Annotated in this window: 27 protein-coding genes; 11 read left to right on the forward strand and 16 right to left on the reverse strand. The window is 71.4% G+C overall.

Annotated elements, in window-relative coordinates:
• Nucleotides 1-51 precede the first annotated feature (51 nt).
• Nucleotides 52-480, reverse strand: coding sequence for a PaaI family thioesterase (locus M2157_RS43910; protein WP_280855558.1), 429 nt, complete (start codon nucleotides 478-480; stop codon nucleotides 52-54).
• Between the two features lie 80 nt (nucleotides 481-560).
• Between M2157_RS43910 and M2157_RS43915 the strand changes: the two genes are divergently transcribed.
• The gene (locus M2157_RS43915; RefSeq protein ID WP_280867991.1) at nucleotides 561-989 is read left to right on the forward strand and encodes a MarR family winged helix-turn-helix transcriptional regulator; all 429 of its coding nucleotides are present in this window, start codon (nucleotides 561-563) and stop codon (nucleotides 987-989) included.
• Here the strand turns inward: M2157_RS43915 and M2157_RS43920 are convergent.
• The 4 genes from M2157_RS43920 to M2157_RS43935 form a co-directional block, all read right to left on the reverse strand.
• A complete protein-coding gene (locus M2157_RS43920) occupies nucleotides 986-1,534 on the reverse strand; it encodes a GNAT family N-acetyltransferase (protein WP_280855556.1) in 549 nt (182 codons plus the stop codon). The two genes, M2157_RS43915 and M2157_RS43920, sit on opposite strands and share 4 nt — an antisense overlap.
• A gap of 25 nt (nucleotides 1,535-1,559) precedes the next feature.
• Nucleotides 1,560-3,146 (reverse strand): alpha/beta hydrolase, encoded by a 1,587-nt coding sequence (locus tag M2157_RS43925; protein ID WP_280855555.1) that lies wholly within the window; start codon nucleotides 3,144-3,146, stop codon nucleotides 1,560-1,562.
• A gap of 121 nt (nucleotides 3,147-3,267) precedes the next feature.
• The gene (locus M2157_RS43930; RefSeq protein ID WP_280855554.1) at nucleotides 3,268-3,747 is read right to left on the reverse strand and encodes a nucleoside deaminase; all 480 of its coding nucleotides are present in this window, start codon (nucleotides 3,745-3,747) and stop codon (nucleotides 3,268-3,270) included.
• Between the two features lie 32 nt (nucleotides 3,748-3,779).
• Nucleotides 3,780-4,976 carry an MFS transporter gene (locus tag M2157_RS43935; protein ID WP_280855553.1) on the reverse strand — a complete coding sequence of 399 codons (1,197 nt, stop codon included), beginning with the start codon at nucleotides 4,974-4,976 and terminating at the stop codon, nucleotides 3,780-3,782.
• A 60-nt stretch (nucleotides 4,977-5,036) separates the two neighbouring features.
• Here M2157_RS43935 and M2157_RS43940 point away from each other — a divergent pair, with 60 nt between their 5' ends.
• The 3 genes from M2157_RS43940 (at nucleotide 5,037) to M2157_RS43950 (ending at nucleotide 7,230) form a co-directional block, all read left to right on the forward strand.
• Complete coding sequence (locus tag M2157_RS43940) at nucleotides 5,037-5,414, forward strand: MerR family transcriptional regulator (protein WP_280855552.1); 378 nt, start codon at nucleotides 5,037-5,039, stop codon at nucleotides 5,412-5,414.
• Nucleotides 5,415-5,455: 41 nt separating this feature from the next.
• Nucleotides 5,456-6,229 carry a GNAT family N-acetyltransferase gene (locus M2157_RS43945; protein ID WP_280867992.1) on the forward strand — a complete coding sequence of 258 codons (774 nt, stop codon included), beginning with the start codon at nucleotides 5,456-5,458 and terminating at the stop codon, nucleotides 6,227-6,229.
• A 77-nt stretch (nucleotides 6,230-6,306) separates the two neighbouring features.
• Nucleotides 6,307-7,230, forward strand: a complete 924-nt coding sequence (locus M2157_RS43950; protein ID WP_280867993.1) for an NAD(P)-dependent oxidoreductase — start codon at nucleotides 6,307-6,309, stop codon at nucleotides 7,228-7,230.
• Here the strand turns inward: M2157_RS43950 and M2157_RS43955 are convergent, their stop codons facing one another.
• Both M2157_RS43955 and M2157_RS43960 read right to left on the reverse strand, forming a co-directional pair.
• Entirely contained in the window at nucleotides 7,231-8,112 is an 882-nt protein-coding gene (locus M2157_RS43955; protein ID WP_280858907.1) for a GNAT family N-acetyltransferase, read from the reverse strand.
• Between the two features lie 256 nt (nucleotides 8,113-8,368).
• A complete protein-coding gene (locus M2157_RS43960; RefSeq protein ID WP_057611480.1) occupies nucleotides 8,369-8,632 on the reverse strand; it encodes a GlsB/YeaQ/YmgE family stress response membrane protein in 264 nt (87 codons plus the stop codon).
• A 232-nt stretch (nucleotides 8,633-8,864) separates the two neighbouring features.
• On the opposite strand from M2157_RS43960, the gene M2157_RS43965 reads away from it, so the two are divergent.
• A complete protein-coding gene (locus M2157_RS43965; protein WP_280855549.1) occupies nucleotides 8,865-10,304 on the forward strand; it encodes a hydrolase in 1,440 nt (479 codons plus the stop codon).
• On the opposite strand, the gene M2157_RS43970 is transcribed toward M2157_RS43965, so the two are convergent.
• Nucleotides 10,297-10,842: an AAA family ATPase gene (locus tag M2157_RS43970; RefSeq protein WP_280855548.1), complete on the reverse strand. Its 546-nt coding sequence runs from the start codon at nucleotides 10,840-10,842 to the stop codon at nucleotides 10,297-10,299. The two genes, M2157_RS43965 and M2157_RS43970, sit on opposite strands and share 8 nt — an antisense overlap.
• 43 nt (nucleotides 10,843-10,885) lie before the next feature.
• Complete coding sequence (locus M2157_RS43975) at nucleotides 10,886-11,437, reverse strand: GNAT family N-acetyltransferase (RefSeq protein WP_280867994.1); 552 nt, start codon at nucleotides 11,435-11,437, stop codon at nucleotides 10,886-10,888.
• A gap of 28 nt (nucleotides 11,438-11,465) precedes the next feature.
• Between M2157_RS43975 and M2157_RS43980 the strand changes: the two genes are divergently transcribed.
• Nucleotides 11,466-12,203 (forward strand): phosphotransferase, encoded by a 738-nt coding sequence (locus tag M2157_RS43980; RefSeq protein ID WP_280867995.1) that lies wholly within the window; start codon nucleotides 11,466-11,468, stop codon nucleotides 12,201-12,203.
• Between the two features lie 65 nt (nucleotides 12,204-12,268).
• Here M2157_RS43980 and M2157_RS43985 read toward each other — a convergent pair whose 3' ends face one another.
• From M2157_RS43985 to M2157_RS43995, 3 genes are all read right to left on the reverse strand, one after another.
• Nucleotides 12,269-12,709, reverse strand: a complete 441-nt coding sequence (locus tag M2157_RS43985) for an SPW repeat protein (protein WP_280855544.1) — start codon at nucleotides 12,707-12,709, stop codon at nucleotides 12,269-12,271.
• Nucleotides 12,710-12,837: 128 nt separating this feature from the next.
• Complete coding sequence (locus tag M2157_RS43990; RefSeq protein ID WP_280867996.1) at nucleotides 12,838-14,211, reverse strand: deoxyribodipyrimidine photo-lyase; 1,374 nt, start codon at nucleotides 14,209-14,211, stop codon at nucleotides 12,838-12,840.
• A 36-nt stretch (nucleotides 14,212-14,247) separates the two neighbouring features.
• The gene (locus M2157_RS43995) at nucleotides 14,248-15,774 is read right to left on the reverse strand and encodes an SDR family oxidoreductase (protein ID WP_280855542.1); all 1,527 of its coding nucleotides are present in this window, start codon (nucleotides 15,772-15,774) and stop codon (nucleotides 14,248-14,250) included.
• A 377-nt stretch (nucleotides 15,775-16,151) separates the two neighbouring features.
• On the opposite strand from M2157_RS43995, the gene M2157_RS44000 reads away from it, so the two are divergent.
• A complete protein-coding gene (locus tag M2157_RS44000) occupies nucleotides 16,152-16,340 on the forward strand; it encodes a hypothetical protein (RefSeq protein WP_059208846.1) in 189 nt (62 codons plus the stop codon).
• Nucleotides 16,341-16,366: 26 nt separating this feature from the next.
• Here the strand turns inward: M2157_RS44000 and M2157_RS44005 are convergent, their stop codons facing one another.
• The 4 genes from M2157_RS44005 to M2157_RS44020 are packed head-to-tail and all read right to left on the reverse strand — an operon-like array spanning nucleotide 16,367 to nucleotide 17,710.
• Nucleotides 16,367-16,489 (reverse strand): hypothetical protein, encoded by a 123-nt coding sequence (locus M2157_RS44005; protein WP_280855541.1) that lies wholly within the window; start codon nucleotides 16,487-16,489, stop codon nucleotides 16,367-16,369.
• An 18-nt stretch (nucleotides 16,490-16,507) separates the two neighbouring features.
• Nucleotides 16,508-16,630, reverse strand: coding sequence for a hypothetical protein (locus tag M2157_RS44010; RefSeq protein WP_280855541.1), 123 nt, complete (start codon nucleotides 16,628-16,630; stop codon nucleotides 16,508-16,510).
• 18 nt (nucleotides 16,631-16,648) lie between these two features.
• The gene (locus tag M2157_RS44015) at nucleotides 16,649-16,771 is read right to left on the reverse strand and encodes a hypothetical protein (RefSeq protein ID WP_280855541.1); all 123 of its coding nucleotides are present in this window, start codon (nucleotides 16,769-16,771) and stop codon (nucleotides 16,649-16,651) included.
• Nucleotides 16,772-16,789: 18 nt separating this feature from the next.
• The gene (locus M2157_RS44020) at nucleotides 16,790-17,710 is read right to left on the reverse strand and encodes a LysR family transcriptional regulator (RefSeq protein ID WP_280855540.1); all 921 of its coding nucleotides are present in this window, start codon (nucleotides 17,708-17,710) and stop codon (nucleotides 16,790-16,792) included.
• 343 nt (nucleotides 17,711-18,053) lie between these two features.
• Here M2157_RS44020 and sfnG point away from each other — a divergent pair, with 343 nt between their 5' ends.
• The 4 genes from sfnG (at nucleotide 18,054) to M2157_RS44040 (ending at nucleotide 22,210) form a co-directional block, all read left to right on the forward strand.
• The gene (gene sfnG, locus M2157_RS44025) at nucleotides 18,054-19,154 is read left to right on the forward strand and encodes a dimethylsulfone monooxygenase SfnG (RefSeq protein ID WP_280855539.1); all 1,101 of its coding nucleotides are present in this window, start codon (nucleotides 18,054-18,056) and stop codon (nucleotides 19,152-19,154) included.
• A 30-nt stretch (nucleotides 19,155-19,184) separates the two neighbouring features.
• Entirely contained in the window at nucleotides 19,185-20,402 is a 1,218-nt protein-coding gene (locus M2157_RS44030; protein ID WP_280867997.1) for an acyl-CoA dehydrogenase family protein, read from the forward strand.
• 63 nt (nucleotides 20,403-20,465) lie between these two features.
• Nucleotides 20,466-21,020: an NADPH-dependent FMN reductase gene (gene ssuE / locus M2157_RS44035; RefSeq protein WP_266520273.1), complete on the forward strand. Its 555-nt coding sequence runs from the start codon at nucleotides 20,466-20,468 to the stop codon at nucleotides 21,018-21,020.
• Between the two features lie 5 nt (nucleotides 21,021-21,025).
• Nucleotides 21,026-22,210, forward strand: a complete 1,185-nt coding sequence (locus M2157_RS44040) for an SfnB family sulfur acquisition oxidoreductase (RefSeq protein WP_280867998.1) — start codon at nucleotides 21,026-21,028, stop codon at nucleotides 22,208-22,210.
• Nucleotides 22,211-22,235 lie beyond the last annotated feature (25 nt).

Genomic DNA, 22,235 nt, shown 5'->3' on the forward strand with positions numbered 1-22,235 from the left:
CGGCCGATCAGGCATTTGGGGCAACAAGATCGGGCGTTCAGGGCAGACGGCTCATGTCCTGAGCGGCTCGAGTACGGCGATCGAGCCCTGGGCCACCGCGCACAGGGTCTCGGCGCCGTCGGCGTCCACGGTGCTCAGGTCGCAGCGGCACACCACACGGGTGCGGCCGGCCCGTACGACCCGGGCGCGGGCGCGCAGCATCTCACCGCGGGCCGGACGCAGGAAGTCGATGGAGAAGCCGGCGGTGGTCACCGCGGAGCCGGCCACCGAGCCCGCCGCGAAGGAGAGCGCGTTGTCCGCCGCGTAGCCGAGCACTCCGCCGTGCACGGTGCCGTGCTGCTGGAGCAGATCGCCGCGGATGTCGAACTCCAGGGTCGCCCCGCCCTCCTCGAAGGCGGTCAGACGGGCACCGACCAACGTGCTGAACGGCTGTGCCGCCAGGACCTTCCGGGCCAGCTCCAGGTCCAGGGTCCGGGTCATCCGCCCACCCCCCTCTCGCCTCTCACTTCACTGGTGAAGTGAGACTGGCGCGAGCCCCTCCCGTCTGTCAACATCGGCGCATGTCCGAGCCCGAGGACCAGCGTCTCTACTTCCTGCTCCAGCGGGCCGCACACCGCTTGCGGACCACGGCGGACCGGCGCTGCCTGGCCGCCGCGGGGGTCACCACGGCCCAGCTCGGCGCCCTGTTCGCGGTGCGGGACGAGGCCGGCATCACCCAGCAGCGGCTGGCGCGCACGCTCGGACTGCGCGAGTCGGCCGTGACCGGGCTGGTCGGGCGGCTGACGGCGGCGGGTCTCCTCGCGAAGAGGCCGCACCCGCGTGAACACCGGGCCGTCGTACTGGAGTTGACCGACGCCGGGACCGGTGCCCTGCGGGCCGCCCAGCCCGAGATCGACCGCTTCAACACAGAACTGCGCGAGGCACTGGGCGACGACGGTTTCACCGGGGCGGCGACGGCCATGCACCGGCTCGCGTACTGGGAGTCCTAGGGGGCCCAGCGCTCGGGTTGCGCCACGTAGATCCAGTCGAAGCCGTCGTAGCCCTCGGTGTCGAGATGCGGGGCACGGCTGAGTCCGGCGCGTTGCGCCACGCGCTGTGAGGCGACGTTCGCCGGGCGCACGCGGGCGATCAGCGGGATGTCGGGCACGTGCGCCGCTGCCCAGGTGGTGACCGCGGTGGCGGCTTCACCGGCGAAGCCCTGACCCCAGGCCGAGGCGGCGAAACGGTAGAAGAGGTTCAGCACCTGTACGCCGTGGAGTTCCATGGGCTTGATCCCGCAGAAGCCGAGCTGCCGGGCGCTGTCGTGGCGCCCGACGACCCAGTAGCCGTAACCGTGCTGCTCCCACTGCTTGTCCCAGCGCCGGTAGAGCTGTTCGGCCTCCTCATGCCGGGTGAGTGCGTCGGAGGGGTTGTGCACGCAGGTCTCCGGGTCGCTGTGGACGCCGAGGATCACGTCGATGTCGGCTTCGGCCGGGCGCCGCAGCCACAGTCGGGCGGTCCTCAACTCTTCGGCCCTTTCACTCCGTTCACTCATGCCGGGATCGTAGACCGAGTGGATCTCAGCCGTCGCGTTCGGGCCCGCAGGAGCTGCCGTCGGGCGGGAGGCTGCCGTACAGCAGGAAGTCGTCGACCTTGCGGCGCACGCACTTGGAGGAGCCGTAACCGGTGTGGCCCTCGCCCTTGTTGTCGAGGACCACGGCCGAGTCGCCGAGGCGCTTCGCGGTCTCCACGGTCCAGCGGTACGGCGTCGCGGGGTCGCCGCGGGTGCCGACGAGGAGGATCTTCGGGGTGCGGACGTCGCGCACCTTCTCGCGGATGAAGTCCGTGCCCTTCGGGCGGCCGTAACAGATCAGGTACTCGGTGAGCCGGTAGCGGCCGAAGACCGGCGAGGCCTGCACGTAAGCGGCACGCAGCCGGGCCAGGTCCTTGGTGATCCGGTCGGCGCCGGGGCGGTCGGGATCGTCCGCGCAATTGACCGCCATCAGCGCCGCCGGAAGATTGTCGAACGGCACGTCCTCCACGTCGGCGAGAGTGCTGTGCGTCGGGTCGTCGGAGGGAGGGCGCGCGCGGGTGAGGACATCGGAGCCGCCGCCCGCGAAGCCGAGGACGCCCGTCGTGTCGCCCTGCTCCACCAGCTCGGCGAGCGCCCGCTCCAGCGAGGGCCACAGATCCTTGCTGTAGAGGGCCTGGCTGATGGCGCCCACCAGGTCCTGTCCGGTGAAGGCGGGGCCGAAGTCGGTCGGCACCGGGTCCTCGTCCAGCGACGCCACGAGTTGCAGGACCTGTTCCCGGGCGCCGCGCGCGTCGGTGCCGAACGGACAGGCGATGTCCTTCACACACCAGTCGACGAAGTCCTCCAGCGCCGTCTGCTGCCCGGCGGCGCCCGCCACACCCTGTTCGGCCAGCGGCTCGGTGAGGGTGTCCACACCGTCCAGCACCAGCCGGCCCACCTTCTTGGGGAACTGGGCCGCGTACACCGCGCCCAGCCGGCTGCCGTACGAGAAGCCGAGGTAGTTGAGCTTCTTGTCGCCGAGGGCCTGGCGCATGATGTCCAGGTCGCGGGAGACGTTCACCGTGCCGATGTGCGGGAGCACGGGCCCGGAGTGCTTGGTGCACTGGTCGGCGGCCTTCCGCAACCTTCCGAGCACGGCCTGCGGATCCCGGGTGAAGGCGCTGTCGTCGTCGGTGGCCGCCAGCGCCTCGTCGGTGCCGTTGCCGCAGCTGACCGGGGAGGACCTGCCCACGCCGCGCGGATCGAAGGACACCACGTCGTACTCGTCCGTGAGGTTCATGAAGTCGTCGCCGCCGGCCGCGAGTGCGGGCACGCCCGCGCCGCCCGGGCCGCCGAAGTTCAGCAGCACCGAGCCATGCTTGTGCTTGGTCGCGGCCCGGTAGCGGGCGAGTGCCAGTTCGAGGGTGCCCGCGCGGGGCTTCGCGTAGTCGACGGGCACAGTGACCTTTCCGCACTGCAGGTCGGCGGGGGCCTCCATGCCCACGCACTTCGACCACTTGATCTTCTGGCGGTAGAAGCGCGACAGATCCGGTCCGGAGCCGTCCGTGACCACGGACGGCAGTCCGGCGCCGAGCAGGGCCAGCCCCACGGCTCCGGAGACTGCGCATCGCCGCCTCGTCACCTTGGCGAGCATCCATGCCTCCAAGGACGCCCATCGGCGCCCTCGATCACGATAAGCGGCCCTTCGGCGGGACGCCTCCGGGGGAGCGTGATCACGGAATGTGCCCTGATCCGTGCCTGCTCGGACGCGGGTGTCAGCTCTGATGGAACCGGCCGTGCAACTGCCGCACACGCTCCGTCAACTCGGGCACCGGTCCCTCCACGATCACGTCGGGGGCGATCTCGTTGACCGGCAGTGTCCGTACCGGTGGTGCCGGAACGCCCAACTGGGTGAGCCACTTTGCGAGTTGTTCGGACGAGGCGACGTACACGATGCGTCCGAGGCCCACCCAGGCGTGCGCGGCCGCGCACATCGGACAGTGCTCGCCGGAGGTGTACACGGTGGCCGCCGCCCGCTCCTCGGGCGTCATGTGCGCCGCCGCCCAGCGGGCCAGCTCGAACTCGGGGTGCCGGGTGCGGTCGCCTGAGGCCACGCGGTTGTGGTCCTCGGCGAGGATCTCGCCGTCGGCGCCCACCAGGACCGAGCCGAACGGTTCGTCCCCGGCCTCCAGCGCCTCGGTGGCCAGCTCGACGCAGCGGTGCAGATACGGCAGTTCTGTGTCCTTCACGACCATGGAGTACGGCCCTCCTCGCCACGAGCCTAAGGTCATCGCCGCGTCGCCGGGAACGCGTTTCGGGCCACGGTGGTCACCCCGAGGGCCACCGCGACCAACGGCAACGCGGTCCACGGCAGCGCCCCGGCGCCCCAGCCGTCCAGCGCGAGACCCCCGGTCAGCGAACCCACCGCGATCCCGGCGTTGTACACCGTGGTCTGCAACGATGTCGCCACGTCCGCCCGTTCCGGACCCGACGCGTCGATGAGCGCCGTCTGGATCAGCGTCGGCGCACCCCCGAAGGCGACGCCCCACAGGGCGACCGAGATCAGCAGCACACCAGGTACCCCGGCGGCGAGCCCCAGCGCGAGCATCACGACCGCGCACAGCGCCAGCGCGCCCACGAGCGTAGGCCGCAGACGCCGGTCCACCAGCACCCCGGTGATCCAGATCCCCACCACGGTCGCCGCCCCGAACACCAGCAGCACCAGTCCCGTACGGCCGAAACCGGCATGCGCCGCGAACGGGGCGACGTACGTGTACATCACCTGGTGCCCCACCAGCAGGAACAGCGTGACGGACAGGACGGCCGGGATGCCCGGCAGCGCGGCGACCCGGGCGAGCGGCACGCGCGCGTGCGGCGTCTCGCCCGGGAAACCGGGCACCCGCCACCGCACCCAGCCCACCAGCAGCACCGCGAGCCCGGACAGCAGCCCGAACGCCGTGCGCCAGCCCACCGTCCCGGCCAGCGCGGTCCCGGCCGGGACGCCCAGGGACAGGGCGAGGGTGATCCCGGCGAGGACGATCGCGATCGCCCGGCCGCGCCGCTCGGCCGGCACCATCCGTGCCGCGTACCCGGCGAGCATCGCCCAGAGCGTCCCTCCCATGCCGCCGGCCACCAACCGTGCCCCGAAGGTGAGGGCGTACGACGAGGACACCGCCACCACCGCGTTGCTCACCGCGAAGCCGAGCAGCGCCCCGACGAGCACCGGCCGGCGTGGCAGCCCGCGCAGCAGGGCCGTGAGCGGGATCGCGGCGGCGAAGGACGCGAGCGCGTACCCGGTGACGAGAAAGCCGATCCGGGCCTCGGTGACGCCCAGATCCGGGGCCATGCGGGGCAGCAGACCCGCGGGCAGCAGCTCGGTCAGCACTGCGGTGAAGGCGGCCGTCGACAGGGCGAGGAGCCCGGACCACGGAAGCGGGGCGGACGCGGGCGGGGCTGTGCCCTTGGCCGGGCAGGTGGTGGACATGCGACCATGCTCGGACCTTCACATCAGTGTGAAGGCAAGCGCGAGACTCGGGAGTACGTGATGAGGATCGGTGAACTGTCCCGCCGCACCGGAGTCCCCACCCGGCTCCTGCGCTACTACGAAGAGCAGGGCCTGCTGCAACCGGAGCGCACCGACAACGGCTACCGCGCCTTCGGAGAGGCGGCGGTCCGCGACGTCCAGCAGATCCGCGGGCTGCTGGACTCGGGTCTGACCACGGAGATGATCCGCGCGATCCTGCCGTACCTTTCGGGGCCGGAGGAGATCCTGTTGCCGCCCGAGCACCTGACACCTCGGACCGCGGCCCTTCTGGAGGCCCACGTCGATCGCATCCAGGCCCGGATCGACTGTCTGGCCCGCAACCGCGACCGGCTCAGCGCCTACCTGGCGGCGGTGCGCGCGGAGGCCGGGCGGCCGTAATCGCCATTGCCGCGGAGGCGTCCGGGTGATGAAGTGGGCCCATGGATCATGTTGCGGTACTCGCCCTCTTCGACCGGGACATGCGCGAAGGCGCACAGCCGGACGGTCCCGCTGCCCGTGTCGAGCGGGTCGGCGGGGTGGTCCGCCAGGTCGCCGCCGAGCACGGCTGGAACGGCGTCGTCTGGTCCGACCTGGACGCGTCGAGCGCCGACAAGGCGATCGCCGAGCAGATCGCGTACTACACCGGGCTCGGCCGCGAGTTCGAGTGGAAGCTGTACGGCCACGACCTGCCGTTCGACCTCGGACAGCGGCTCAGGGCGGCCGGATTCACCGCCGAGCCCGAGGAGACGCTGATGATCGCCGAGGTCGCCGACCTCACCCTGGACGTCGATCCGCCCGAGGGGATCCGTTTCCTTCCGGTCACGGACCGGGCGGGTGTCGACCTCGTGGCGGAGGTGCACGAGAAGGCCTTCGGCACCGACAGCTCCCGGCTGCGGCACCAGCTGCTCGCCCGGCTGGACGACCCCGACTCGGTGGTCGCCGTCGTCGCGCTCGCCGGAGACGTGCCGGTCAGCGCGGCCCGCATGGAGCTCGTGCCCGGCACCCGATTCGCCGGCCTGTGGGGCGGCGGCACCGTGGAGAGCTGGCGCGGCCGCGGGATCTACCGCGCCCTGGTCGCCCACCGGGCCCGCGCCGCCGTGGAGCGCGGATACCGCTACCTCCAGGTCGACGCGCTGGCCACGAGCCGGCCGATCCTGGAACGCCTCGGATTCGAGCCGCTGACGATCACGCAGCCGCACGTGTACCAGCCGTAGCGCCTGGTGGCCGGGACAGCTGCGGGGCCCGGCGGCCGCGATGTCACATCCGGGCCCGCCCGATCCGTCGCACCGGTATGACGACGAACCAGAACCAGAGCATCCTCCTCGCCGGCGCGACCGGCGTCCTCGGCCGGCACATCGCCAAGGCCCTGACCGACGCGGGCCACAAGGTCACCGGACTCGGCCGGAGCGAGGGCAACGGCGTCCGGGCCGACCTCATGGACCGCGACGCCCTGCTGCGGGCCGTGGACGGACAGCACTTCGACACGGTCGTCCACGCGGCGACCGCCCTGCGCAAGCCACCCATGCGCCACCGTGACATGTACGCCACCGACGCGCTGCGCATCGAGGGCACCGCCCACCTGATCGAGGCCGCGCAGTCCACCGGTGCCCGCCGCTTCATCACGGAGTCGATGGTCTTCGGATACGGCTACGGCGACTTCGGCGACCATCTGATCACCGAGGACGACGAGTTCGGGCCGCGCGGCACCGACCCCGAGCTGGAACGGCACCTCGCCGGGATGCGCACGAAGGAGCGACTCACCTTCGAGGCGGCCGGGCTGGAGGGCATCGCACTGCGCTTCGGCCTCTTCTACGGCCCCGGCGGCACCGACAACATCCTGACCCTGCTGCGCAAGCGGCAACTGCCCGCCCCCGCCGACCACGGCCGGGTCCTGCCGTGGGTCGAACTCACCGACGCGGGCCGCGCGGTGGCCGCGGCGGTCGCACACGGGCGCCCGGGGCAGGCGTACAACGTCGCGGACCGTACGCCGCTCGGCTTCCGCGCCCATCTGCTGTGCGTGGCCGAGGAGTTCGGACTGCCGAGGCCGATGACCGTACCGCTGTGGCTCACGAGGCCGATGAGCTACGCGCACACGATGTTCTCGGCGAACCTGAGGGTGTCGGCGGAGAAAGCCGAGCGGGAACTGGGCTGGACGCCCGCTTACCCCGCAAGCCGCGACGGTCTGGCCGCACTGCGGGCCGCGACGACCCGGTGATCACAGGTCGAGCTGGTACTCCACGGACTTGTGCGTCGGCAGATAACCGAGTGAGTCGTTGACGGCGAGCATCGGCTTGTTGCTCTCGGCGGTGTCGGTGCACAACCCGGACAGTCTCGGGTGCCGTTCGAGGGCGTGGCGGACGGCCGCGGCCTTCATCCAGCGGGCGAGGCCCTTCCCGCGGTGCTCGGGCAGTACGGCGGTGCCGTAGTGCTGGCCGTCCCCCGACCCGTCGCCGGGCACGACCAGTTCGGAGAAGCCGACCACGCTGCCGTCCGTCGCGTCCACGGCGGCGACGGTGTGCAGCAGCTCGCCGCGTCGCGCGACCGCCTCCGCGGCCGCGACCACGCGCTCCACGTCCCAGACGACCCTGCCGAAGTCGGTGCCCTCCATCGGCATGTCGTCCATCGCCCGCCGCGAGTCGGCGAAGGACCGCGCCAGCGCGTCCGGCACCGTGCCCTCCCACTCGGTCAACCGGTAACCGGGGTGCGGCAGTTCGAGGAGTGCGTCGATCGCGGCACGATCGACGTCGGCCAGCGGCAGCCGGGCGTACGTGAGCGCCAGGACCTGCCGGAATCCCCGCGCGGCCAGGAACAGATCGGCGGGTGAGCCCTGTACGGCCTGCGCGATCACCGACCGCCGCCGCTCTGCCTTCGCGGCGCCCACGGCGGCCTCGAGCAGCCGGCTTCCGACGCCCTGCCGCCGCTCGGCGCCGTGCACGGCCAGTTGGAGTTCGGCGAGGTGCTCCTGCCCCTCCTTCGTGAACAGCCGCAGGAAGGCGGACCCGAGCGGGACCCCGTCGTCGCCCGAGGCCAGCCAGGCCAGACGGCGGCTGGAGGCGGCGGGCTCGGGGTCGGCGAGCGGGGTGATGTGGAAGGGCAAGCGAGTCTCCGTCACGGGAGGAGGGGCGGCGGGCGCTTGAAGCCTGCCGTCGTACTCCGGCGGGCGCAACGGGATTTGCCGTCGGGGCGCCCCCACGTCGAAGCACCCCCACTCGGGACACCCACGCGCGTCGGAGCACCCCCACTCAGGGCACCCACGCGCGGCGGCGCGCCGGAGACTCCGGCGCGCCGCGTTCTCGCGCGTGCTGCTGTGGTGCGTGCTGCTGTGGTGCGTGGTGCCTGGTCCCGTCAGACCGTCAGCGGCGCGCCTTCGACCGGTCCAGCGCCGCCACGCCGAGCGCGGCGAGGCCGATCTGGATGAGCCACTCGACCCAGTCGACGCCCTTGGTGTCGGCCACGTCGAAGGCCCCGGCGATCGCCGAGCCGATCAACGCGGCCACGATGCCGACCAGAATGGTCCACAGAATTCCGATGCGCTGACGGCCCGGAACCACGAGCCGGCCCAGGACACCGATGACTATGCCGATCACGATGGCACTGATGATGCCGTCGACTTCCATCTCCGCCCCTTTTCCGATGAGCCCCGATGTAGTCCGGATGCCCCCTGGGAGCGGCGTCAGTCCGGCTCCGTCCCAACCATCGGTCAACACCCGGTCAATCCTGGTCGGGAGGACCTGGGCGGTTCTGTTCAGCCTTATGAGTGTCATGTACCGTTCAAATTGATCGTGTATCTATGCGCGTAGTCCCCCTCCCCGCATCACCACTCCCCAACTCCTCACGGAGGTATGCCGGATGCTCGGACTTACCGTTCCCCGCCACAGACTCGGCGCGGTCCTCGCCGGGTTCAGCCTCGTCGCCGCAGGTGTCGCCGTGCAGGTCACCCCCGCCGCCGCTGCCACCCCGCACCGGATCCTCTTCGACAACGCCCACGCCGAGACGGCCGGCAACGCGGACTGGATCATCTCCACCAGCCAGCCCGACCCCCTGGGCGAGGACTCCTCGCCCTCCGCCGAGACCGACTGGACCGGCGCCATCTCCTCCTGGGGCGTCGCCCTCCAGAAGACCGGCGACTACAGCCTCAAGACCGCCACGAGCGCCCTCACTTACGGCGGCTCCTCGGCCACCGACCTGTCGAACTTCGACACCCTGGTCCTGCCCGAGCCCAACACGCTCTTCACCACCGCCGAGAAGACGGCGATCATGACCTTCGTGAAGAACGGCGGCGGCCTCTTCATGATCTCCGACCACACCGGCGCCGACCGCAACAACGACGGTGAGGACGCGGTCGAGATCCTCAACGACCTGATGACCAACAACAGCGTCGACTCGACCGACCCGTTCGGCTTCTCCATCGACTCGCTGAGCATCAGCTCGGACTACCCGAGCGCCATCAGCGACAGCAGCAACCCCGTCCTGCACGGCTCCTTCGGCACCGTGACCAAGAGCCTGATCGCCAGCGGCACCACGGCCACCCTCAAGCCCGCCGACAACTCCGCCGTCAAGGGCCTGCTCTACCGCACCGGTTACTCGGGCAACACCGGAGCCTTCTTCGCGACCAGCACCTTCGGCAGCGGCCGCGTCGCCTTCTGGGGCGACAGCTCACCCATCGACGACGACACCGGCCAGTCCGGCAACACCCTCTACGACGGCTGGAACGATTCCGGCGCCACCAACGCGGCCCTCGCTCTGAACGCCACGGAATGGCTGGCCGGCGGCAGCACCAGCGGCGGCGGCGATGACGGCGGCGGCGGTTCCACCTGCACGTCCGCCCAGCTCCTCGGCAACAACGGCTTCGAGTCGGGCAGCAGCACCTGGAGTTCCACCAGCGGCGTGATCACCAACTCCGCCGACGAGTCCGCCCGCACCGGCTCCTACTACGCCTGGCTCGCCGGCTACGGCTCCGCGCACACCGACACCCTGTCCCAGTCGGTGACGGTCCCGGCCGCGTGCACCACGGCCGCGCTCAGCTTCTACCTGCACGTCGACACGGCCGAGACCACCACCAGCACCGCCTACGACACCCTCAAGGTGCAGGTCCTCAACAGCTCGGGCACCGTACTGAGCACCCTGGCCACGTACTCGAACCTCAACGCGGCCTCCGGCTACACCCAGCGCAGCTTCAGCCTGGCGGGCTACGCCGGCCAGACCGTCACCCTCAAGTTCACCGGCACGGAGGGCTCCACCCTCCAGACGTCCTTCGTCATCGACGACACGGCACTGAACGTCAGCTGACCCGCTCCGGGACCCACCCGGTCGCGGCCGTCACCTCGGCCGCGATGTCGATCACCGTGCGCCCGTCGGTCACCACGCGCAGCGTGCCGACGGGCGCACGCTCGTCCAGCATCCGTGCCTTGCGGGCGCTGCCCCGCAGCTCCTCCTCCAGCTCGGAGCCGAGTTCCCGCCCGGCGAGACGCCGCTCGGTCGTCTCGTCGCTCGCGGTGAGCAGGACCCGCACGATCCGGACACCGTCGCCCATCGCCCGCCGGAACACGCCCGTCGACTCCTCCAGCACGCTCACGGTGTTGGTGTAGACGAGACGCCGGTAACCGAGTTCGGCGTAGTTCCCCCACACGGCGGTCAGGTTGCGCTCAGCGATGGCGGCCCGGCGCGGATCGCCCTCGGGGGCCGGATGCACCTGCCCCATGAAGTCCCCGTCGATCACGGCATGGGCGACGTGAGCGGCCCGCAGCCGCGCCGAGACCTCCCAGCCCACGGTCGTCTTGCCGACTCCGGCGCGTCCTCCGAGGAGCAGTACCTCCGCATGATCCATACGGCGAGACTGGCACGCCAAGTCCCCGCAGGGCCACGGAGTTTCAGGCCCGCAGCCGCCACGTGCGCAGGACGACCTCCCGGCCCCGCGACACCCTTGTGACCGGCGGCTCGTCCGTGAGCTCGAACGCACAGGACCGGGCGACCGCCTCGCTCGCCGCGTTGGCGGCGTCGATGCGCAGCACCACTCGACGGGGCCGGATCTCCCGAACCGCGTACTCGGCCGCGAGGCGCACCGCCCGCCCGGCGAGCCCCTGGCCCCGGTGGGCGGGCCCGACGCCGTAGGCGAGCTCCAGGTCACGCTCGTCCGAACCGCTGCGGAACAGCAACACCTCCCCGCGGGGGAGGAGCCCGTCCGTGGTGACGGCCAACTGGATCTTCCGTCCCTCGGCCTGTCCCTCGCGCGCACCGGCGAGATAGGCGCGCGCCGCGTCCAGGTCGAACGGTGAGGCCACCGGCGTCCAGCGGGCCATCTCCGGATCGTCGTAGAGCGCGACCAGGTCGGCGAGGTCGGTGTCCGCCCACTCACGCAGCCGGACGCCGTAGCCTTCGAGACGTGCGGGCGCGACGAGGGTGAAGGTCTTGTTCGTGTCCATGGGTCGATCCTGCCCCGGGAGGCGGTCGGTGGAGGAGTCGGTGCTCGGCGGCGGCGCGGTCAACGAGGTCGTCCGGGTCGGAGAGACCGTGCGGCGCACACCGTCGCAACGGTCGCCGTTCGTACGGGAGTTGCTCGCACTGTTCGAGAGCGCCCGCTGGCGGGGCGCGCCCCGGTTCCTCGGCATCGACGAACACGGCCGGGAGACGTTCGGCTACATCGAGGGGAGGGCCGCCGTGACCTCGACCGAGCGCGTCGCCGTCCGCGACGACGAGGCCCTCGTGGAGGTCGCCCGACTCGTCCGGGCCTTCCACGACCTGACCCACGGGACGCCGCTCGCCGGCGACCGGGACGTCGTCTGCCACAACGACCTCGCGCCGAAGAACACCGTGTACGCCGTGGCGGCCGGCGTGTGGCGCCCTTCGGCCTTCATCGACTGGGACCTGGCCGCTCCTGGCGCCCGGATCCACGACGTCGCCCATGTGTGCTGGCAGTACCTCGACCTGGGGCCGACCGTCACCGACGTGGCGGAGGCCGCTCGCCGGATCCGGCTGGTCTGCGACGCCTACGGCCTGGACGGGCGGGACCGGCTGGTGGACACGGTGCTGTGGTGGCAGGACCAGTGTTGGCGAGGGATCGAGGCCGGGGCGCTGCGAGGCGAGCCGGCCATGGTCGGGCTGCGGGAACAGGGCGCCGTGGACGAGGTGCGGGCCGCGTGGGAGTGGGTCGCCGGTCATCGGCGCGAGCTGGGCTCCCTCCTGGAGTGACGGCATACGGCGGGGGCCGGTCCGCCGAGCGTGGGCCGGCCCCCTTCTGAGGGGTCGAGGGTCCTCTACGGCTTGGGGGCGCTCTTCGCCGCCGTGACGGTGCACATCAGCCCCAGGATCACCGCGAGGGCGCCCATGATGATGTTGTTCAGCGCCACACCGGCGTCGGGGCTGTCGCCGACGACCCAGGGAGCGATGATCATCCAGATGCCGACCGCGCAGAAGGCCCAGCTGAGGCCGTACATGCGCTCAGGGGTCTGGGTGAATCCGAGGGCCAGCAGACCGATCGCTATGCCCACGATGAGGTTGTGGGTCACGAGGGCGGGCTGGCTCGTCGTGTAGTGGAGTATCCAGGGGGACACGGCGCAGTACAGACCGAGCAGGAACACCGGTCCGTCCACGAGCGCCACATCGCGACCGCCGAGCATGCGGGCGTAGCGTTCCCGCATTTCTGGAGCGTCAGGGTGGCTGGTGATGTCACCTCTGGTGTGCGAGACGTTGGCCATGACTCGTCTCCTTTGACTTACTGGCCTGACCGCGTCTGGTGCGGTGTGCGGTAAGCGCCGCCTGCATACATTCTGCGCTTATTTTCCCTTTATGTGTAGAGGTGGCAGGCCCTGTCTCCCGGCTGACCTCAGTCACGGCCACGGGCCCGTTTGAAGCGGGCGAGCCCCTCGGACAGCTCCACGATCGGATCCGGATAGTCGAGCGCGGCGCGGTCCAGACCCCGCAGCTTCCACGGCTCGTGCACCTCAGGACCCCGCAGCGCGGCCAGTTCGGGCACCCAGCGGCGGACGTAGGTGCCGTCGGGGTCGTACCGCTTGGCCTGGGTGACGGGGTTGAGGACGCGGTTGGGCCGGGTGTCGGTGCCGGTTCCGGCCACCCACTGCCAGTTGAGCTGGTTGTTGGCGAGGTCGCCGTGGACCAGCAGATCCAGGAAGTGCCGGGCACCGACGCGCCAGTCCACGTACAGCGTCTTGGTGAGGAAGCTCGCCGTCAGCAGACGGCCACGGTTGTGCATCCACCCCTCGTGGCGCAGCTGGCGCATCGCCGCGTCGACGATCGGGTAGCCGGTGCGGCCCTCCTTCCACGCCTCTATGTCCTCGGCGGCGGCCCGCTCGGAGCGCCAGCGGTCGTGCCGGGTGCGGTAGTCGGCGCCGGCCGCGGCGGGGCGGGCCGCGAGCACCTGCCGGTTGAAGTCGCGCCAGGCGAGCTGCCGTACGAACGCTTCGGCGCCCGGACCGCCTGTCCGGCGCGCCCGGTGGACGAGTTCTACGGGGGAGAGGGTGCCGAAGTGAAGGTGCGGGGAGAGCCGGGAGGTCGCGTCGCCGGCCAGGTCGTCGTGGCGGTCCTCGTACGCGGTCACGCCCGCCCGCAGCCAGGTGGTGAGCCGCTTGCGGCCCTCCGTCTCACCGCCGGCGGCGAGTCCATCCGCGAGTCCGGACAGCTCGTCACGGGACGGCAGGAGCCCGGAGCCGACGCCGGCCGGGACCCGCACGTTCCGCGGGGCCGCGAGCGGGTCCCGCAGCCGCTCCTGGGACCAGCGCCGGAAGTAGGGAGTGAAGACGGCGAAATGGTCCGAGGCGGCCGGGAGCACCGCGCCGGGAGCGACGGCCGTGGTCACCGTGTCGTGGACGTGCAGGCGTACGCCCTCCGCCTCCAGGGCCCGGCGGAGCCGCTGCTCCCGCCGGTGGGCGTGGGCGCTGACGTCGGACGCCATGTGCACCTCGTCCGCGTCCGCCTCGGCGGCCACTGTGCACACCTCGTCGACGAGGCTGCCGTGGCGCACGACCAGCCGGCCGCCCCGCTCGCGCAGACCGGCGTCGAGGTCGCGCAGACAGTCGGCCAGGAACGCCAGCCGGTTGGGGGCGGTGAATCCGGCGGCGTCCACGGCCTGGTCCCGCACGAACAGCGGGACGACCTGCTCGGTGCCGTCGAGGGCGGCTCTGAGCGGCGGGTGGTCGTGCAGCCGCAGGTCGCAGGTGAACAGGACGACCGAGATGCTCATGGTGCGTACTCCGGGATGCGGGCAGGTGCCGGGAGGTCAGTGGGCAGGGGTGTGCTCCGGATCGCGGGCCGCCGAACCGGCCGCGGTCCGGGCGATGTTGCGGGCCATGCCGCCGAAGACGATCGCGTGGAAGGGGGAGACGCTCCACCAGTAGGCCTGGCCGAGCAGACCGTGCGGATGGAACAGGGCGCGCTGCCGGTAGCGAGTGCGGCCGTCCTCGTCCGTGATCGCGCGCATCTCCAGCCAGGCCAGGCCCGGCAGCCGCATCTCGGCCCGCAACCGCAGCAGCCGGCCGGGCTCGATCGCCTCGACCCGCCAGAAGTCCAGCGAGTCGCCGATCCGCAGCCGGGCCGCGTCCCGGCGCCCCCGGCGCAGCCCGACCCCGCCCACCAGCCGGTCCAGCCGGCCCCGCACCGCCCACGCGAGCGGGAAGGAGTACCAGCCGTTCTCGCCGCCGATGCCCTCGATGACCCGCCACAGGGCCTCCGGCGAGGCGTCGACCGGGAGCTCCCGGTGGTCGCTGTAGAGACTTCCGCCCGCCCAGTCGGGGTCGGTGGGCAGCGGATCGCTGGGGGCGCCCGGCACCGAGGCCGACGACCACCGTGTCGTGACCCGCGCTTCCCGAACCCGCTGCAGAGCCAGTCGTACGGCCTCGTCGAAGCCGATCGGACGACCGGGTGGGCCGGCGAGATGGCGGGCGATGTCGTGCTCGTGGCAGACCACTTCGTGCCGCAGTGACTCGGTGAGCGGCCGGGCGATCGAGGCGGGCACCGGTGTCACCAGGCCCACCCAGTGGCTGGAGAGCCCGGGGGTGAGCACCGGCACCGGAAGGATGATCCGGCGCGGCAGTCCGGCGACCGCCGCGTACCTGAGCATCATCTGCCGGTACGTCAGCACCTCCGGGCCGCCGAGGTCGAAGGCCCGGCTGACGTCCGACGGCATGCGGGCGCTGCCGACGAGGGCCCGGAGCACATCGCGGACCGCCACGGGCTGGATGCGGGTGTGCACCCAGCTCGGGGTGATCATCACGGGAAGGCGTTCGGTCAGGTACCGCAGCATCTCGAAGGACGCGGAACCCGACCCGATGACCACGGCCGCCCGCAGGACCGTGGTCGGGACCCCGGAATCGAGCAGGATGCGGGCCACCTCGGCACGGGAACGCAGATGCGGGGAGAGCTCGTGCTCGGGCACGCCCGCCGGGGTGAGCCCGCTGAGGTGCACGATCCGCCGCACGCCCGCGATCCGGGCCTGCTCGGCGAAGATCAGCGCCGCCCTGCGGTCGGTCTCCTCGAAGCCCCGGCCGGAGCTCATCGCGTGCACCAGGTAGTACGCCACATCCACCCCGGCCAGTGCGCGGGCGACGGACGCGGCGTCGGTCACGTCACCGGCCACCACCTCGGCACGGTCGGCCCAGGGATGGTCGCGCAGCCGGTCGGGGGAGCGGGCCAGACAGCGCACCCCGTGTCCCGCCGAGAGGAGTTCGGGGACGAGCCGGCCGCCGATGTATCCCGTGGCGCCGGTCACCAGGCAGCGCAGTCCCTCTCGCGTGTCGTCGTGCTCCATCGGCCCTCGGTCCTTCGTCCGGGTCCCCCCTGCTGATCACTTCCGTGCCGTGGCTCGCTTCGGATGCGGTGCCTCGTGAACTCGTCGGCGGTGTGGCCGCGCCCCGGCTGCCGCGCCGACCGCGCACACGGCCGCCTCGACCGCTCTGGGCCCGCTGCCCCTGGCACGTCCCGTCCCGTCCCGGAACCGGAACCGGAACCGGAACCGGAGCAGGAGTAGGGCGAGCAGCGGCTGGGACGCATTCGTGACCGTGCTGCGCCGGTCCGGTTCCTGCCGACGGCCAACGCCGTGGACGAAAACGCGGGCTCGGGAACATGATCGCGCCCATCGCGGGAAGCCGCACTCGTACGGGACAGGACGGTTCGAGTCGTACATCGATGCTGGAGGTGTTCGCCGCTATGGGCGCGAAGGTGTTGGAGCGGTTTCCTGCGGGAGCTCCTCGCGGATCATGGCCGGCGGAGGAGTACGCGGCGGAGCGCCGGGCCAAGGGTGAGCCCGCGACCGTCGTGATGGATCTGAAGTCGGACGCGTTCCTCGTGGTCGTCCCGGGGCGCGACGAGGACTGAACGGGCCCGCTCCTCGTCGGAGCGGTTCAGCCGGGTGGGGTGAGGGTCCCGCCCAGGTGCCGGGCCCTGCGGACGAACACCTCGTGCAGGTCCCGGGCCGCCCGCGGCACGGACTCGGCCCTGCGGCGCGAACGGGAACGAACGGGCATGTCCCTGCTCGGAGCGGTTCAGCCGGGTGGGGTGAGGGTCCCGCCCAGGTGCCGGGCCCTGCGGACGAACACCTCGTGCAGGTCCCGGGCCGCCCGCGGCACGGACTCGGCCCTGCGGCGCGAACGGGAACGAACGGGCATGTCCCTGCTCGGAGCGGTTCAGCCGGGCGGGGTGAGGGTCCCGCCCAGGTGCCGGGCCCTGCGGACGAACACCTCGTGCAGGTCCCGGGCCGCCCGCGGCACGGACTCGGCCCTGCGGCGCGAACGGGAACGAACGGGCATGTCCCTGCTCGGAGCGGTTCAGCCGGGCGGGGTGAGGGTCCCGCCCAGGTGCCGGGCCCTGCGGACGAACACCTCGTGCAGGTCCCGGGCCGCCCGCGGCACGGACTCGGCCCTGCGGCGCTGAAGCATCAGCAGCACCCGGGTCGTGTCGCCCTCGATCGGCCGGTGGGTGATCGTGCCCTGCCGCTCCAGCGGATCCCCGACCACGCTGAAGTCGGGCAGCACGGTCACCCCCAGCCCCTCGGCCACCATCAGCTTGCCCATCTCGGCGCCGTCGGTGGAGTACGCGAAGGACGAGCCGCGATGGCCCAGCAGCCGGTGGACGAAACGGTGCATGACATAGCCGGTGCGCATCGCGATCAACGGCTGGGTGAGCAGGTCGTCCACCGGCACGCAGGCCCGCGCGGCCAGCGGACTGTCCGGGCGCAGACACACCACCGGCCGCCCCCGCAGCAGCTGCGTGGACTCGAATCCGGCAGGCGTGTCGTCACCGTCGAGGTGATTGACCAGACCGAGGTCGAACCCGCCCTCGGACAGGGCCCGGTGGATGTCCGTCTGCTGCGCGCCGACCACCTCGACCTGGGTGACCGGATGAGCGGCCCGGAAGTCCTCGACCGCCGGAATGAGCAGCGGCACGGTCGCCGCGTTCACCGTGCCGACCCGGACCATACGGCTGATGCGGTGCTGCTCGCCCGCCGCCGCCCGCAGCCGGTCCACCGCCTCCAGCACACCGACGATGTGCGGCAGCAGCTCCCGGCCCTCCGCGCTCATCGTCGCCCCGGACCGCTTGCGCTCCAGCAGGTCGACCCCGAGCTCCCGCTCCAGGTTCCGAACGGTCTCGCTCAACGCGGGCTGTGACAGGCGCAGTTCGTCCGCCGCCCGGCGCAGTGAGCCGAGCCGGGTCACCGCGGCGATGTATTCCAGCTGTTCCGTCCGCATGCCCCGCAGAATGCGGTCCTTTTCCCGCCCGGTTCAAGGGTTTCCCTGTCACACGTTCGTGAAATTCAATGGTCCGCGATACGAGACCGGTCGGGTTCTCCTTGACGCCTCTCGCCACCGGCTGTCACGATCGACGGCATGAAGATGCGACTGGACCTCACGCGGCGACGCCATGTCGACCTCGCGCGCGTCTCCAGCGCCTCCTGTTGCGCCGCGGCCTGATCAACCTCCTGTGATCCGCCGCGCTTTCCCTCTTTCCGAGAGTTTCCCCGCCTGAATTCCCTGTGCCCGCGCACCTCTTGAATTCGGCGTGCCCGAAAACATTCCGCAACAGGAGTCACGCATGCCTGCCGCGCCCGTGAAATTCGCCTACTGGGTCCCCAACGTCAGTGGGGGACTGGTCACCAGCAAGATCGAGCAGCGCACCGACTGGGGCTACGACTACAACCGCGAACTCGCCGTCCTCGCCGAGAACAACGGCTTCGACTACGCCCTCAGCCAGGTCCGCTACATGGCCAGCTACGGCGCCGAGTACCAGCACGAGTCGACCAGCTTCAGCCTCGCCCTGCTGCTCGCCACCCAGCGCCTGAAGGTCATCGCCGCCGTCCACCCCGGCCTGTGGCACCCGGGCGTCCTCGCCAAGCTCGGCGCCACCGCCGACCACCTCTCCAAGGGCCGCTTCGCCGTGAACGTCGTATCGGGCTGGTTCAAGGGCGAGTTCACCGCCCTCGGTGAACCCTGGCTGGAGCACGACGAGCGCTACCGCCGCTCCGAGGAGTTCATCACCGCCCTGCGGAAGATCTGGACGGAGGACCACGCGGAACTCGGCGGTGACTTCTACCGGTTGCGGGACTTCACCCTGAAGCCCAAGCCACTCAACACCGAGGACCGGCCGCACCCGGAGATCTTCCAGGGCGGCAACTCCAGCGCCGCCCGCGCCATGGCCGGCCGGGTCTCCGACTGGTACTTCTCCAACGGCAAGGACTTCGACGGAGTCGTCGAGCAGATCACCGACGTCCGCAAGTCCGCCGCCGAAGTCGGGCGCAGGGCACCGAAGTTCGGCCTCAATGGCTTCCTCATCGCCCGGGACACCGAGTCCGAGGCCCGCGAGACGCTGAGGGAGATCGTCGCCAAGGCCGACACGGAGGCCGTCGAGGGATTCGGCGCGGCCGTGAAGCAGGCCGGACAGTCCACCGGCGACAAGAAGGGCATGTGGCAGGACTCCACCTTCGAGGACCTCGTCCAGTACAACGACGGCTTCCGCACCGGCCTCATCGGCACGCCGGAGCAGATCGCCGAGCGGATCGTCGCCTACAAGAAGCTCGGGGTGGACCTCCTCCTTCTCGGCTTCCTGCACTACCACGAGGAGGTCGAGTACTTCGGCAAGCGAGTGCTGCCGCTCGTGCGGGAGCTGGAGGCCCAGCTCCCGGACTCCGACGCCTGATCCCCCCACCCCGCGAAAGAGGTCACCCGCATGAGCACCGTCACGCCCACCGACTGGCAGACCCGCCCCACCCCCGCGACCGCCCAGGACTGGATCGCCCGCGCCGCCGAGGTCGCCGCCGTCCTCGCCACCGACGCCGCCGAACGCGACCACGTGGGCGCCACCCCGTACGCCGAGGTGCAGCTCCTCAAGGACGCCGGTCTCGTCACCCTGCTCGGCCCCACCGAGCACGGCGGTGGAGGCCAGGACTGGCCCACCGCCTACCGGGTCGTCCGCGAGGTCGCCAGGGCCGACGGCTCCATCGGCCAGCTCCTCGGCTACCACTACCTGTGGTTCTGGGCCGCCCGCCTGGTCGGCACCCGCGAGCAGTGGGAGCACGTCGAGGCCGAGGCGTCCCGCAACCGCTGGTTCTTCGGTGGCGCGGTCAACCCGCGCGACAAGGACGTCGTGGTGACCGAGGACGGCGACGACCTCGTCTACACCGGCCGCAAGTCCTTCTCCACCGGCAGCAAGGTCTCCGACGTCACCGTCCTGGAAGGCGTCCTGGAGGGCACCGACCAGCACGTCTTCGCGATCGTGCCCTCCGACTCGGAAGGCCTGACCTTCCACGACGACTGGGACAACATCGGACAGCGCCTCACCGAGAGCGGCCGCGTCACCCTCGACGGCGTCCGCACCCCCTGGTCGAACGCGGCCGGATATGTCGACAAGGTCTTCCAGCCGCGCGTCTACAACACCCTCAACGTCCCCACCATCCAGCTGGTCTTCGTCAACTTCTACCTGGGCATCGCGGGCGGCGCGCTGGAGACGGCCGCCACCTACACCCGCGAGAAGTCCCGCTCCTGGCTGCACGGCGGCTACGAGCGCGCGGTCGACGAGCCGTACGTCATCGACATCTACGGTGACCTCACCGCCAAGCTCTGGGCGGCCGAGGCCCTCGCCGACGCCGTCGCCGCCGAGGGACAGAAGCTCCACGACGACCCCGACGCGGTCACCGAGCAGACGCGAGGGGACTTCGAGGTCCGGGTGGCCGCGGTCAAGGCCCGCGCCACCGACGTGGCCCTGGAGATCTCCCACCGGATCTTCGAGGTGACGGGCGCCCGCTCCACGGCCACCTCGGAGGGCCTGGACCGGTTCTGGCGCAACGTCCGCACCCACACCCTCCACGACCCGGTCGCGTACAAGCGGCGCGAGGTCGGCCGCTGGGTCCTGGAAGGCGAGCTGCCCGAGCCCACCTGGTACTCCTGACCCCTTCCCGAGGGGCGCCCCCTCCTGAACAGGGGGCGCCCCTCCTCCCCGAAAGAGGACCTCATGGCCACCGTCCTGTCCGTCTCCGGCAGCCCCTCCGCCTCCTCCCGCACCAACCGGCTGCTGCGCCACCTCGACCGGCGCCTGACCGCGCAGGGTCACGAGGTGATCCCGCTCGACGTCCGCACCGTCCCCGCCGAAGCCCTGCTCGGCGCCGACTTCAAGCACCCGGCGATCGTCGAGGCCACCGAGCTCTTCGAGCGCGCCGACGGGATCGTCGTGGGCACTCCCGTCTACAAGGCGTCGTACTCCGGTGTCCTCAAGGCCCTGCTCGACCTGCTCCCGCAGTACGCCCTCCTCGGCAAGACCGTGCTGCCGCTGGCGACCGGCGGCTCCACCGCCCACGTCCTGGCCATCGACTACGCGCTCCGCCCGGTCCTCAGCTCCATGGGCGCGGCACACATCGTGCAGGGCTGGTTCACCCTCGACAAGGACATCACCGTGCAGGAGGACGGCTCGCTGACCGTGGCGCCGGCCGCGACCGAGGCGCTCACGCAGGTCGTCGACCAGTTCTCGACCGCGCTGGGACGGCGGCCGGTGCTCGCGGCGGCGGGCTGAAGGACATGACCGCCCATGTGATCGCCGACGACGCGGAGGCCCTCGCGGTCGCCGCGTCGCTGGCCGAGGAGTTCCGCGCGGGCGCCTCCGCCAGGGACGCCGAACGCAGGCTTCCGCGCGAGGAGTTGGACCGGCTCTCTGCCTCCGGGCTGCTCGCCGTCACCGTCCCCGTCGAGCACGGCGGGGCGGACGTCGGCGCGCCGACCCTCGCCGAGATCTTCCGACTGCTCGCCTCCGCCGACGCGAGCCTGTCCCAGATCCCGCAGAGCCACTTCGCCTACGTCAACGTCATCCACCGTCAGGGCACCGACGAACAGCGGAAGTTCTTCTTCGCCGAGCTGCTCGCCGGCCGCCGCTTCGGCAACGCGCAGTCGGAGGCCGGAACCAAGCACGTCCAGGACATCCGCACCCGCCTGCACCCGGGGCCGGCCGGCTCGTACGTCCTCGACGGCGTGAAGCACTACTCCACCGGCGCCCTGTTCGCCGACTGGATCCCCGTGCTGGCCCGCGCCGAGGACGACAAACTGCACGTCGCCTACGTCGCCGGCAACGCTCCCGGCCTCACGGTGATCGACGACTGGGACGGACTCGGCCAGCGTACGACGGCCAGCGGCACCGTCCGTCTCGAGGGCGTCGAGGTCCCGGCCGACCGGGTCCTGCCCCACCACCTCACCTTCGAGGGCCCCCAACTCCATGGAGCCGTCGCCCAGTTGCTGCACGCCGCCATCGACGCCGGGATCGCCGGGGGAGCGCTCGCGGCGGCGGCGGAGTTCGTCCGGACGAAGAGCCGTCCGTGGTTCGAGAGCGGTGTCGAGACCGCCGCCGAGGACCCCCTGCTGATCCAGCGCTTCGGCGAACTGGCAATCCAGGTAAGGGGGTCCGAGGCCCTGCTACGGGAAGCCGCCAGTGCCGTGGAAGCCGCGCGGGCCGATCTCACCGACGACTCGACGGCCGAGGCGTCCATCGCCGTGGCCGCGGCCAAGGTGTCGGCGGCGCAGGCCGCGGTGGAGGTCGCGAGCGCCCTGTTCGAGGTGTCCGGCACCCGATCGGCGCTCAACTCCCTCAATTTGCACCGGCATTGGCGCGACGCCCGCACCCACACCCTGCACGACCCGACCCGCTGGAAGATCCAGCACATCGGAAGGTACGTGCTCAACGGCACCCGGCCACCCCGCCACGGCCTCCTCTGACCAACTGCGGACCTTCCAGATCGGA

This window comes from Streptomyces sp. SAI-127 (genome assembly GCF_029894425.1).
Classification (GTDB): Bacteria; Actinomycetota; Actinomycetes; order Streptomycetales; family Streptomycetaceae; genus Streptomyces.